This window comes from Flavobacterium sp. YO12, assembly GCF_004119495.1.
Classification (GTDB): domain Bacteria; phylum Bacteroidota; class Bacteroidia; order Flavobacteriales; family Flavobacteriaceae; genus Flavobacterium.
The window spans coordinates 57,150-69,734 of record NZ_NRQU01000023.1 but is presented as its reverse complement, the minus strand read 5'-3'; the positions used below and the strand labels follow the sequence as shown (position 1 = coordinate 69,734).

Annotated in this window: 10 protein-coding genes and 1 tRNA gene; 8 read left to right on the top strand and 3 right to left on the bottom strand. The window is 32.6% G+C overall.

Annotation, left to right across the window (positions count from 1 at the left end; translation table 11 throughout):
* Nucleotides 1–53 precede the first annotated feature (53 nt).
* A tRNA-Gly gene (locus BOW55_RS09780) sits at nucleotides 54–126 on the bottom strand.
* A 136-nt stretch (nucleotides 127–262) separates the two neighbouring features.
* Between BOW55_RS09780 and BOW55_RS09775 the strand changes: the two genes are divergently transcribed.
* Nucleotides 263–700, top strand: a complete 438-nt coding sequence (locus BOW55_RS09775) for a GNAT family N-acetyltransferase (RefSeq protein WP_129023968.1) — start codon at nucleotides 263–265, stop codon at nucleotides 698–700.
* A gap of 1 nt (nucleotide 701) precedes the next feature.
* Nucleotides 702–2,285 (top strand): murein L,D-transpeptidase, encoded by a 1,584-nt coding sequence (locus BOW55_RS09770; protein WP_129023967.1) that lies wholly within the window; start codon nucleotides 702–704, stop codon nucleotides 2,283–2,285.
* Here BOW55_RS09770 and BOW55_RS09765 read toward each other — a convergent pair.
* Nucleotides 2,274–2,999, bottom strand: a complete 726-nt coding sequence (locus BOW55_RS09765) for a murein L,D-transpeptidase catalytic domain family protein (RefSeq protein WP_129023966.1) — start codon at nucleotides 2,997–2,999, stop codon at nucleotides 2,274–2,276. The two genes, BOW55_RS09770 and BOW55_RS09765, sit on opposite strands and share 12 nt — an antisense overlap.
* Before the next feature lie 502 nt (nucleotides 3,000–3,501).
* Between BOW55_RS09765 and gpmI the strand changes: the two genes are divergently transcribed.
* The 5 genes from gpmI to BOW55_RS09740 all read left to right on the top strand — a co-directional run bounded on the left by gpmI (nucleotide 3,502) and on the right by BOW55_RS09740 (nucleotide 10,227).
* Nucleotides 3,502–5,019 carry a 2,3-bisphosphoglycerate-independent phosphoglycerate mutase gene (gene gpmI / locus BOW55_RS09760; RefSeq protein WP_129023965.1) on the top strand — a complete coding sequence of 506 codons (1,518 nt, stop codon included), beginning with the start codon at nucleotides 3,502–3,504 and terminating at the stop codon, nucleotides 5,017–5,019.
* A 121-nt stretch (nucleotides 5,020–5,140) separates the two neighbouring features.
* Nucleotides 5,141–5,812: a TetR/AcrR family transcriptional regulator gene (locus tag BOW55_RS09755; protein ID WP_129023964.1), complete on the top strand. Its 672-nt coding sequence runs from the start codon at nucleotides 5,141–5,143 to the stop codon at nucleotides 5,810–5,812.
* A gap of 16 nt (nucleotides 5,813–5,828) precedes the next feature.
* Nucleotides 5,829–7,499 (top strand): peptidase domain-containing ABC transporter, encoded by a 1,671-nt coding sequence (locus BOW55_RS09750; protein WP_129023963.1) that lies wholly within the window; start codon nucleotides 5,829–5,831, stop codon nucleotides 7,497–7,499.
* Nucleotides 7,493–8,839, top strand: a complete 1,347-nt coding sequence (locus BOW55_RS09745) for an HlyD family secretion protein (RefSeq protein WP_129023962.1) — start codon at nucleotides 7,493–7,495, stop codon at nucleotides 8,837–8,839. The genes BOW55_RS09750 and BOW55_RS09745 overlap by 7 nt, the downstream gene beginning before the upstream one ends.
* Complete coding sequence (locus BOW55_RS09740) at nucleotides 8,839–10,227, top strand: TolC family protein (protein WP_129023961.1); 1,389 nt, start codon at nucleotides 8,839–8,841, stop codon at nucleotides 10,225–10,227. Before BOW55_RS09745 ends, BOW55_RS09740 begins: the two co-directional genes overlap by 1 nt.
* An 83-nt stretch (nucleotides 10,228–10,310) precedes the next feature.
* Here the strand turns inward: BOW55_RS09740 and BOW55_RS09735 are convergent, their stop codons facing one another.
* Nucleotides 10,311–11,576: a DUF445 domain-containing protein gene (locus BOW55_RS09735; protein ID WP_241686525.1), complete on the bottom strand. Its 1,266-nt coding sequence runs from the start codon at nucleotides 11,574–11,576 to the stop codon at nucleotides 10,311–10,313.
* A 174-nt stretch (nucleotides 11,577–11,750) separates the two neighbouring features.
* On the opposite strand from BOW55_RS09735, the gene map reads away from it, so the two are divergent.
* Nucleotides 11,751–12,569 carry a type I methionyl aminopeptidase gene (map, locus tag BOW55_RS09730; RefSeq protein WP_129023960.1) on the top strand — a complete coding sequence of 273 codons (819 nt, stop codon included), beginning with the start codon at nucleotides 11,751–11,753 and terminating at the stop codon, nucleotides 12,567–12,569.
* Nucleotides 12,570–12,585 lie beyond the last annotated feature (16 nt).

Below are 12,585 nucleotides of genomic sequence, written 5' to 3'. Positions count from 1 at the left end.
AAAATTATTTAATTTTGGTAAAAAACCGAAACGATTAAATTTCGGTTTTTTAGAGCGAAAGACGAGGCTCGAACTCGCGACAACCAGCTTGGAAGGCTGGAGCTCTACCAACTGAGCTACTTTCGCATTACTGTGGTGCAAATATAGAAAATAAGTTAAGTTCAAAACAAGCTTTTTCGCAAAAAAAATCAACTAAAATCAACATTTAATTATAACACATTTAAAATTAAAAAGTTATAAAAACAATTATTTTTCAAAAATCATGAATATCATCAAAGAAATCCCATCAAAAGAAACCTATATTGTACGCCAACCAGTTTTAAGAAAAGGAAAACCTATAGAAAGCTGCGTCTTTGAGGGAGACGATTTAGAAACGACTCATCATTTTGGTTTGTTTCAAAACGAAAATTTAACAGGAATTATTTCATTATTCACTAAATCCAACCCTATATTTGCCGAAAATTTACAGGGTCAAATTCGCGGCATGGCAATTTTAGAGAATCACCAAAAAAAGGGTTTCGGAGAAGCTTTAGTAAAACACTGCGAAGACTATTGTAAACAAAACAAAGTCGATTTAATTTGGTTTAACGCCAGAACCGCAGCAGTAGGTTTTTACAGAAGAATGAACTATGAAGTTCTTGGCGAACCATTTGAAATAAAAGACGTTGGAGAACATTATTTGATGTTTAAAAAAATATAGAATGAAAAAATTTTACCTTTTATTAGTATTATGCAGTTTGATTAGTTGTAAAAAAGATACTCCTAAAACCGCACCTGCTGTTGTAAAAAAAGCTCCAGCAATCATACTTACTGATGAAAGAACGGTTCAAATTGACACTGCATTAATTGGTACTTTTAAAAGCGAAACTTTAAAACAATTCTACAACTCTTCTGAAAACAAAACGGTTTGGGGAAATTTAAAAAAGAGAAATTACGTCCTATCACAGTTAGAAAAATCAGATGAATTAGGGCTAAACCCCGAAGATTACAAAGCATCTAAATTAAAAAAATTCGAAAGTAAAATAAGCTCTCTGAGCGATTCTGACTTGGCTGCGTATGACATATTACTGACTTATAATTTTGAAAAATACCTAAATCATCTTTATAAAGGCAAACTTGATCCTAAAAAAATATATACAGACTGGGATTTAGAAGAGAAAACATTTGATGTAAACAATGTTTTAATTAAAGCTTTTAACAAAGACAAATTAGATAGCATTGTTGATAATATCCAACCTAAATCGCAAACTTACAAACAGCTGTTAAAAGCATTGGAAATCATTAAAACTTTTCCAGATGACGAAATCAAAAACATACAATCTCTCGAAAAAATCACTTTAAACGACACCAATTCTGCTTTAATAAACATAAAAAAAAGGCTTTTGTTCTGGAATGATATGTCAGGAAAAGACAGCCTGACAAACATTTACAATCAAAAAACATTTGAATCAGTTAAAAAATTTCAAGAAAGACACGGTCTTGCTCCTGATGGAGTTATAGGACAAGGAACTATAAATGCTTTAAACTATTCTAAAGAAAAAAGGAAACAGCAAATTATTGTCAATTTAGAACGATGGAGATGGTTTCCTACTGATTTAGCCGAAGAATACTTCATCATCAACATTCCGAATTACAGCTTAGATGTTGTCGAGAATCAAGACACTATTTTATCTAGAAATATTGTTGTTGGAACCAGCAAAAGAAAAACGCCAATTATTACATCGGTACTAAAAACTGTTGTTTTCAACCCAACTTGGACAGTTCCTCCTACAATTTTAAAGGAAGATGTGGTTCCCGCTATGAAACGAAATCGAAATTATTTAGCTAACAAAAGCATCACTATTTACGATACTGCTGGAAACAAAGTGGAACCAATGGCATGGAACGAAAACAAACCCAACAATTATCGCTACGTACAAAGCCCAGGCTATAATAACTCATTAGGATTAATGAAAATTTTATTCCCAAACCGCCACAGTGTGTACCTTCATGATACAAATCACCGAAATTATTTTGGAAGAAATAATCGTTCTCTAAGCTCTGGCTGCGTTCGTGTTGAAAATCCGCTGGAATTAGCAGAGCATATTTTGGATGATTCTGAAAAGTTTTCAAAAGAAAAAATTGACACTATAATCGCTACCAAAAAAACAACGAGCGCAAAAATTACCAAAAAATATGCTTTATACCAATGGTATTGGACTGCTTGGAGCAAAAAAAATCAGCTCATTTTTAGAGCTGATATTTATAATCTAGATTCAGATTTGTATACTAAACTAAGAAATTAGCCTCTCTTCCATCGTAAAACTTCTTGATGGATGATAAATATACAAACATGATTTATCTTTTATCGTTTCAATTATTTCATCTGTCAATTCAACCGGAAGCGCAGGGCAACCTTGGCTTCTGCCTAATCTTTTATGATCTCTAATAAAAGATTCAGACACATAATCAGCACCATGCATTACAACTCCTCTTTCACGAGCATTGTCATTCAAACCTCTTTCTAAACCATCTAAACGCAATGAAGCTCCATGTTTTCCTTTGTAAATTTCACCTGTAGCATAAAAACCTAAGCTGCTTTTAAACGATGAATTCATATTAGAAAATGCCGATGCAAATTCTTCTCCTGTATTTCTACCATGAGCAACTAGTGAATTGAACAAAATTTTATTTGTTGTCATATCAATTACCCATAAACGTTTGGTATTTGACGACAAACTAAAATCAATTAATGTTAAAATGTTTTTTTGAACAATCCCTCTTTCTTTTAAAAGATAAAAACCTTTTAAAGCTTCAGTAAAAGTTTTAAGTTCAGGAACATTAAAATTATTAGTATCTAATGTTTTATAAATACTTTCGATTTTTGCCTCAACCGTAAGATTCTTTTCAACCTTAGCAATGTTTTCAGTCGTTGCATTTTTCAGTTCGGGTGTGTTTTTTGAATCTTCTCCAAAAGATAATAGCAAAAACACAAGCAGTGGATAAATTTTGTAAATCATTGAATTTCTTTAGGTTAATAAAAAATTTGGGTATGGCAAAAATATAAATTATTTACAGCCGTCAAAATAGAAGCCTGAAAATCAGGCCTTTTTTGTTTAAATTTTAACATAATTAACATAAAAAAAGGTATTCCTGTAAGATATTTACTTCCTTCTAAAACACCAAGATTTCCGCATAAATTCTTAAAGAAAATACAATTAAACTTTTTCTTCTAGTTATCAGAAATAAAATTCTCAAGACAAATTACAAGTAATCAGCAAATAGATTTTGCAAAAAATCATGATATTAACTCCCCTCTAAAAGCCTGCATACAATTTCTACACTTCGACGCCGTCAAAAATAGGTTCAGAAAAAGAGCTTAGCGTGAATTAATTTTAAAAAATAAAGACTTCTATAATTAAATTATTATTTTTTAATACGCTTCTTTTTATTAACCATAAATGTGACAATGCTTTCACGCAAATTTTAGAAATGACTTATCTTTGTAAAAAACAAAAAGTAATGAACAAAAAAGTTATCCTTATGATTTTAGATGGTTGGGGAAAATCTCCTGACCCTAAAGTATCTGCAATAGACAATGCAAATGTTCCTTTTATAAACAGCCTTTATAAAGATTACCCAAACGCACAACTTCGTACTGACGGTTTAAACGTTGGTTTACCTGAAGGTCAAATGGGAAACAGTGAGGTTGGACATATGAATCTTGGTGCCGGAAGAATTGTGTATCAGGATTTAGCCAAAATAAATTTAGCAGTAGCCCACAAAACACTTGCTAAAGAACAGGTTTTAATTGACGCTTTTACTTACGCTAAAGAAAACAATAAAAAAGTACACTTTTTAGGATTAGTTTCTGACGGAGGTGTTCACTCTCATACCTCTCATTTACGCGGTTTAATCGATGCTTCGCAAGAATATGGCTTAGACAAAGTTTACGTACACGCTTTTACTGACGGACGCGATGTTGACCCGAAATCTGGAGCTAAATACATTCATGATTTAGAGGATTATATTAAAGATACTCCTGTAAAAATCGCTTCAATCATTGGCCGTTACTACGCAATGGATCGTGATAAAAGATGGGAACGTGTAAAATTAGCTTACGACCTAGTTGTTAATGCAGTTGGAACTCCATCAAAAAATGCAGTTGCAAGCGTTCTTGAAAGTTATGAAAAAAACATCACAGACGAGTTTATCGAGCCGGTTGTTATGGTTGATGAAAACGAAAAACCTCTTGCTACAATTGTAGAAGGCGATGTTGTTATTTTCTTCAATTTTAGAACTGACAGAGGGCGCGAACTAACTGAAGCGCTTTCACAACAAGACTTTCATGAGCAAAACATGCATAAATTAAACTTGTATTATGTTACGCTTACAAATTACGACGAAACATACCAAAATGTAAAAGTCGTTTACAACAAAGACAATATTACTGAAACTCTTGGTGAAGTTTTAGAAAAAGCAGGTAAAAAGCAAATTCGTATTGCTGAAACTGAAAAATATCCTCACGTAACATTTTTCTTCTCTGGAGGAAGAGAAACTCCTTTTGAAGGCGAATCTCGTATTTTAAGAAACTCACCAAAAGTAGCAACTTACGATTTACAACCAGAAATGAGCGCTTATGAACTTACAGATGCACTTGTTCCTGAATTAAATAAAGGTGAAGTAGATTTTGTTTGTTTGAATTTTGCAAACGGTGATATGGTTGGTCATACGGGAATTATGAGCGCCGCTATCAAAGCTTGCGAGGCTGTTGATGCTTGCGTAAAACAAGTTATCGAAGCTGCTCTTGCAAACAATTACACTACGATTGTAATTGCCGATCACGGAAATTGCGAAACAATGATTAATCCTGACGGAAGTCCAAATACTGCGCACACAACAAATCCAGTGCCGATTATTTTAGTTGACAAGGATTTAAAGAACATCCAAAATGGTGTATTAGGAGATATTGCCCCTACTATTTTAGAATTAATGGGAGTACAACAGCCAAATGCAATGACCTGTCATTCATTACTATAAACTCCGTTTAAATAATTTTTAAAAGCTGCTCTTGATTTAGAGCAGCTTTTTTTGCAAAAATAAAAGCTAAATGTTCTTTATTAATAGTAATACTATTATCTTTGCATTTAAAATAATTTTTATGGAAATTATACTATCGAATCTAAAAATCCAAATAAACGAAAAGATCTATGTAAAAGATCCCGAAACATCCGCACTGGGAAAAAAAATAATCGAACAGAGTATTCTTCTTATCGACACCATTGGTTTTGATAACTTTACATTTAAAAAATTAGGAGAAAAAATAGGATCAAACGAAAGTTCGATTTATCGTTATTTTGAGAACAAGCATAAACTCTTAGTTTATTTATCTTCTTGGTATTGGAGCTGGATCGAATACAAATTAGTATTTACTACGACCAACATTATAGATAAAAATGAAAAACTGAAAAAAGCCATCACATTAGTTACTGAAAAAATAACAGATGACATTGCAACAGATCATATAAACGAAGCTGTTTTAAACAAGATAATAATTGCTGAATTTACAAAAACACTTCATACTAAAGAAGTTGATCAGGAAAACAAAGAAGGTTTTTTCTTAATTTACAAAAGGGTTATCAATAGAATTGTTGCCATTGTAAAAGAAGTAAATCCCGATTATCCATATGCAAAATCACTGGTTTCAACAATTGTTGAAGGAAGTTTGCATCAGCACTTTTTAACAGATCATTTAAAAACAATTACGAATTGTAATGAAACAGTAACAACCACAGAGTTTTACATCAATCTTGCAGAAAACGTTTTACGCTAACCATAAAAAAATCAACATGACACCTTTAAAACGATTTTACAATTTACTTCAATTAGACAAAAAAGACATATACCAAATCTTTTTCTACGCCATTTTTGCTGGTTTAGTTAGTTTGTCGCTTCCTTTAGGAATCCAGGCTATTATAGCGTTTATACAATCTGGAAGAGTAAGTGCATCTTGGATTGTACTTATTATTCTGGTTGTTGCCGGAGTTGCACTTGTTGGACTTTTATCATTAATGCAATTGCGAATTACTGAAAATTTACAGCAAAAAATATTTGTTCGTTCTTCCTTTGAGTTTGCGGCTCGCTTGCCAAAAATAAAACCTGAGGAATTATACGGCACTTATCCGCCGGAGTTAACAAATCGTTTTTTTGACACTTTAAGCATTCAAAAAGGTACATCAAAATTACTGATTGATTTTTCGGCAGCTTTACTCCAAATTACATTCGGATTAATTTTACTGTCTTTATATCATCCGTCCTTTATTGTATTTGGCTTATTGTTGTTCTTGCTTTTATTTTTCATTTTTAAATTTTCATACAAGTCTGGTTTAGAAACAAGTTTAAAAGAATCTAAATTCAAATATAAAGTAGCTGGCTGGCTGCAAGAAATGGCGCGTAATAATTACAGTTTTAGAAATGAATTAAACTATGATTTTGCGCTTCAAAAAAACAATAAGATCGTAAACAACTATATCAACTATCGCGAGAAACATTTTAATGTGATCAAAAAACAATTTACCCAATTGATTGTTTTTAAAATCATTATTACAGCAAGTTTGCTTTCTATTGGCGGATATTTAGTACTAAGTCAGGAAATGAATATCGGACAATTTGTGGCGGCAGAGATCATTATTTTATTAGTAATTACCTCTGTTGAAAAAATCATTCTTGGACTTGAAACTTTTTATGACGTTTTGACTTCTGTTGAAAAAATTGGACAGGTAACTGATTTGGAATTAGAAGAATATATTGAGTCTAAAAACGATACTTGTTATACCAACATCACTTTAGAAACTGAAAACTTAAAATTTAAATTTCCAGATTCTCCAATATATGCTCTAGATTCTATATCTCTTAAAATAGAGCAAGGTGAAAAAATTGTAATTGACGGTGAAAACGGTTCTGGAAAAACAACTCTTATTAGATTGTTATCTGGTTTATTAAAACAAAGTTCTGGTGCTTTTTACATCAATGACGATACATTCAAAAAAATAGACATTAAACAATATCGCTCACAAATTGGAACAATTATCCATAACGAAACACCATTTGAAGGAACCATTTTTGAAAACATAACTTTTAATGATCCCACAATAAGTTCCGAAGATTTAAAATGGGCACTTGACGGAGTACAGCTGAGTTCGTTTATAAAACAACTGCCAAAAGGTTTAGATACACATATTTATCCTGAAGGAAGACAACTATCATCCTCAAATGCACAGAAAATATTATTAGCTAGAAGCATCATTCATAAACCAAAAATACTTTTTTATGAAGATCCAACTGATATTATGGATGAAAATGTAGCTAACGAAATCATAGACTTTCTTACTTCAGATAAAAACAAGTGGACCATTATTGTTTCATCCAAAAATCCGCATTGGAAAACAAAATCAACACGAAAAATAACAATGCAAAACGGTCTTATTCTACTTGATCAAAAAAACGATATGCCATGCTAAACATTTCTGACAATAAAACCAGACTGCAGTCTCTTGAACGATACGAGACTGTAAAAAACCTAAACAATAGAAGTCATTATAAAATTTTAAATAAGATTATAATAGGTACTTCAATTTTAGGAATAATTGCTCTTTTTCTGCCATGGACACAAAATGTTTCGGGATCAGGATCTGTAACCACTTTAAAGCCTAATCAAAGACCACAATCAATTCAGAGTGTTATTTCTGGTCGAATTGAAAAATGGTATGTACAAGAAGGTGATTTTGTAAAAAAGGGAGATACCATTTTATTTATTTCTGAAATAAAGGAGGATTATATGGATCCTAATTTGGTCGAAAACACCAAAAATCAGGTAGAAGCAAAGAAAAACTCTCTAGAATCATATGACGAGAAAGTACAAACTCTTTCTACTCAAATTCAAGCTATTGAAAGCGAAAAAAGGCTAAAACTGGAACAAGCAAAGAACAAAGTCAGACAATCTCTTTTAAAAATAAAAAGCGACAGTATTGATCTTGTTGCCGCAAGAACACAACTGCGAATCGCAAATACACAATACAATCGTTCTGTTCAGTTAAACAAAGAAGGCTTGAAACCGCTTACAGATGTTGAAGAGAAACGTTTAAAATTGCAAGATGTTGATGCAAAAATCATAACACAAGAAAACAAATTCTTATCCAGTAAAAATGAATACATAAACGCTAAAGTTGAAGTTAACCGAATTTCGGCTGAATATGCTGAAAAAGCAGCCAAAGCAAAAAGCGATCAATTTACTACTCTAAGCAACAAGTTTGATACTGAAGCTCAAGTAAGCAAATTAGAAAACCAATACACGAATTACAGCTTAAGAAATGGCATGTATTATATTAAAGCTGCGCAAGACGGATATATCAACCGAGCTTTGCAAGCAGGATTGGGCGAAACGGTAAAAGAAGGGACTCCAATTGTAACGATAATGCCATCTCATTATGATATTGCGGTTGAAACGTATGTAAACCCAATAGATTTGCCTTTAATTAAAAAAGGCGAAAAAGTCCGCGTTTGGTTTGACGGCTGGCCAACAATTGTATTTGCAGGATGGCCGGATATATCATACGGAACTTTTGGAGGAAAAGTTGTAGCGATAGAAAACTTTATCAGCACAAATGGCAAATACAGAGTTTTAATTGCTCCTGATCCTGAAGAAGCACATTGGCCTAAGCAATTGAGCATTGGTTCTGGCGCCCAAACAATTGCTTTACTAGACACAGTACCAATTTGGTTCGAAATCTGGAGAACTTTAAATGGTTTCCCTCCTAATTATTACAAAACTGGCGAAAAAGAAACTAAAGAGAAAAAATAATGAAACGGATACTTATAGCTTTTCTATTTTTGAGCTGTACGGTTTTTGGCCAGCAGCCCGTATCTAAAGAACTTACTTACGATGAGTTTCTTGGATATGTAAAAAAATATCATCCTTTGGTAAAAAATGCCAATTTAGAAATCAGCAAAGCACAAGCCAATTTAATGATGGCAAGAGGTGGTTTTGATCCAAAAATTGAAGTAGATTTTAGTCAAAAACAATTTAAAGACAAAGAATATTATTCTATTTTAAACAGCAGTTTTAAAATCCCAACTTGGTACGGAATTGAGTTAAAAGCTGGATTTGACAACAATGAAGGTGTTTATCTTAATCCTGAAAACACAACGCCTAATCAAGGTTTAACTTCGTTTGGAATCAGTGTTCCTGTTGGACAAGGATTATTTATTAATCAACGAATGGCTGATGTTCGCAAGGCAAAAATTCAGATAAAACTAAGTGAATCTGAACGAAAACTTGAAGCTGTCAGCGTTTTATACGATGCTTCTCTTGCTTATTTCAATTGGAAAAAGAATTTTGAAGAAATGAAACTGTACGAGACTTATAATAAAAATGCCGAAATACGTTTGGAAGGAATTAAATCTTTGATTAATCAAGGCGACAAACCTGCGATTGACAGTATTGAAGCAGGAATTATTGTAAAAAACAGAACCCTGAGCCTTGAAGATTCTAAATTAAAATTAGCTAAAGCAAAACTGGAATTATCAAATTTTATGTGGCTTGACAACAATATTCCTCTTGAAATTTCAGATGAACTTGTACCAGAAAGCACTCTAGAAAGTACGCTGCAGGAAACGTTAAAAACAAACGATCTTTTGCAAAAAGATTTCAGCTTAGAAACGCATCCTAAACTAAATGCGATGCAGAACAAAATAGACATCTTGAATGTAGAAAAAGATCTAAAACAAAATATGCTGCTGCCAAAAATAAACATTGCTTATGCCTATTTATCTGAACCAAATTACATCGACAATTATAAATTTGACGATTACAAAATTGGTCTGGAATTTTACTTTCCTTTATTTCTGCGAAAAGAAAGAGGAAGTTTAAAACTAGCAAAATACAAACTTCAAGAAAACGAATTTGCATTAGCATTAGAAAAAACACAATTGACTAACAAAATCAGTGCTCAAAAATTAGAAATCAATTCGCTTATAAAACAAAAAAAACTAGCCAAAGATTTAGTCGAAAACAACTTGACAATGCTAAATTCTGAAGAACGCTTATTCTCATTTGGAGAAAGCTCTTTGTTCCTAATCAACACACGCGAGAACAATTTAGTAAGTGCAAAATTGGCTTCAATTGCATTGGAAAACCGTTTTTACATCTCTAATTCTGACTTGTTCAAAATCATGGCAAATCCTGATTGATTTTAAACCATATAAGTGATATAAGTTATTTAAGTTACTAGCTTTTGCGCTATTTTTTTAAATGAACTTATATCACTATATGGTTAAACTATAAAATAATGGTACGTCCATTCGACAGCATAAATTACAAGACCGATAAGTCCTCCAACCAAAGTCCCATTGATTCTTATATATTGAAGATCTTTACCAATTTCTAATTCTAGTTTTTCAGAAACCTCTTTTCCATCCCAGCTTTTTACGGTCGAAGAGATCAAATCGCCTATAACTTTTTTATTATTCAAAAGAACAGACAAAAGATCATTTTTAATAAAATTATTGATCTTATCAATCATATGCGAATCTTCCTTTATTCCATTTCCAAAACTTTGAATTAATCCAGCGATACTATTTTTAATAGACGAATCTTCCCCTTTATTTAAATCATTAGAAATCGAGAGTTTTATTTCATCCCAAATTCCATTGATATAGTCTTGAACTTCTTTTTTTCCAACAAAACTTAAAATCATATTATTGATCTTAACTCTCATTTCTTCAGAATTTTTTACCTTTTCTAAAAAATTATAAACGTATTCATCAATTTTAATTCGTACCGCACTTCCTGGATTTTTGGCTTCGTTCAAGAAATCCTGCAATCCATTAAAAACACCTTCTGTAATACTTTTATCAGCAAGACCAAAACTCAAAAAAGGAGTTGATGCTTTTACTTTTTTCCGAATCAAGTCTTTATTATTTGTCAGTTCCTCACTCATAACCGTCAAAAGATTCGTCAATAATTGATCTTTTACATTTCCTTTTTGTAAAGGCTCCAAAGCCAAAGCCACCCAATCTCCAAAATTAATCCCTTCAAGTTTTGCCGCAAATTGAACTTGAATAAATCGCTTTACATCCTCATCTTTTATCGTTCTTAAAACTCCAGGAATAATATTTATGGCAACAACATTTGCAATTTTATCTGCATTTTCCTGCTGTGAAAGCCAATCTGATGCTTTTGCTGCAAAATTGAACTCATCCAATTTAATTTCCAGTTTTTCACGATTTAGAAATTCTTCTGAAACAAAATTTCCAAGATTTTCTCCAATCTCGTTTTTCTTCGTCGGTATAATAGCAGTATGCCAAATTGGTATTCCCAGCGGATGACGAAACAAAGCCACAACTGCAAACCAATCGGCAATTCCGCCAACCATCGCTGCCTCGCTGAACGCCTGAAGCATTGGGATTTTAAAATAAATTGCCACTACAAACAGCAAAACGGCAATACCCAAAAGCAACAAAGCATTTCTCTTCATTTTCTTTAATGCTTTTACTTTTGTAATATCCTGATCAGTCGAAATTTCCATGATTATTGACATTTTACTACTAATTTAGGGCTTTTTCTGGGATATTGAATTAAAAAAGTCTGTCACAAATTTTACAAATTAGCACGAATTACAATTTACTTCGTTTGAATTAGTGTGAATTCGTAAAATTCGTGGCGAAAAAAATAATATAAAATTGTACTTTTGCGAACTGAAAATGGGAAAAATATGATTATCCAAAAAACTAGAGAGGAAATTGAATTAATGCGCGAAAGTGCTTTAATCGTATCAAAAACATTAGGAATGATTGCTTCTGAAATTAAAGAAGGAGTTACAACATTATATCTTGACAAATTAGCCGAAGAATTTATCCGTGATCACGGTGCCGTTCCAAGCTTTTTAGGATTATATGATTTTCCTAATTCACTTTGTATGAGTCCAAATTCTCAGGTTGTTCACGGAATTCCAAATAACACTCCTCTAAAAAGCGGTGATGTCATTTCGGTAGATTGCGGAGCATTTAAAAATGGATATCACGGAGATCATGCGTATAGTTTCGAAATTGGAGAAGTTGCACCGGAAGTTAAAAAACTTTTGCAGGTAACTAAGGAATCTCTTTATGTTGGAATTAGAGAATTTAAAGCAGGAAATCGCGTTGAAGATGTTGGAAATGCGATTCAAAAATACACAGAAGCACATGGTTACGGAGTTGTTCGTGAACTAGTTGGACACGGTGTTGGGCAAAAAATGCACGAAGAACCAGAAATGCCAAACTATGGAAAACGCGGACGCGGAAAACTATTCGTTGAAGGAATGGTAGTTGCAATTGAACCAATGATTAACCTTGGAACCAGAAACATTAAGCAACATAAGGACGGCTGGACCATTACAACTGCAGATGGAAAAGCAAGTGCACATTTCGAACATGACGTAGCACTAGTTGATGGTAAACCTGAATTATTATCTACTTTTCAATACATCTACAAAGCTTTAGGAATCAAAAGCAATGAAGAAGATGAATTTAGAAAAGTGCCGCTTGTTTTATAACACGGATTTCACAAAT

Coding starts and splice junctions, on each gene's coding strand:
- BOW55_RS09775 (WP_129023968.1), top strand. CDS start 263: ATGAATATCATCAAAGAAATCCCATCAAAAGAAACCTATATTGTACGC.
- BOW55_RS09770 (WP_129023967.1), top strand. CDS start 702: ATGAAAAAATTTTACCTTTTATTAGTATTATGCAGTTTGATTAGTTGT.
- BOW55_RS09765 (WP_129023966.1), bottom strand. CDS start 2,999: ATGATTTACAAAATTTATCCACTGCTTGTGTTTTTGCTATTATCTTTT.
- gpmI (WP_129023965.1), top strand. CDS start 3,502: ATGAACAAAAAAGTTATCCTTATGATTTTAGATGGTTGGGGAAAATCT.
- BOW55_RS09755 (WP_129023964.1), top strand. CDS start 5,141: ATGGAAATTATACTATCGAATCTAAAAATCCAAATAAACGAAAAGATC.
- BOW55_RS09750 (WP_129023963.1), top strand. CDS start 5,829: ATGACACCTTTAAAACGATTTTACAATTTACTTCAATTAGACAAAAAA.
- BOW55_RS09745 (WP_129023962.1), top strand. CDS start 7,493: ATGCTAAACATTTCTGACAATAAAACCAGACTGCAGTCTCTTGAACGA.
- BOW55_RS09740 (WP_129023961.1), top strand. CDS start 8,839: ATGAAACGGATACTTATAGCTTTTCTATTTTTGAGCTGTACGGTTTTT.
- BOW55_RS09735 (WP_241686525.1), bottom strand. CDS start 11,576: ATGTCAATAATCATGGAAATTTCGACTGATCAGGATATTACAAAAGTA.
- map (WP_129023960.1), top strand. CDS start 11,751: ATGATTATCCAAAAAACTAGAGAGGAAATTGAATTAATGCGCGAAAGT.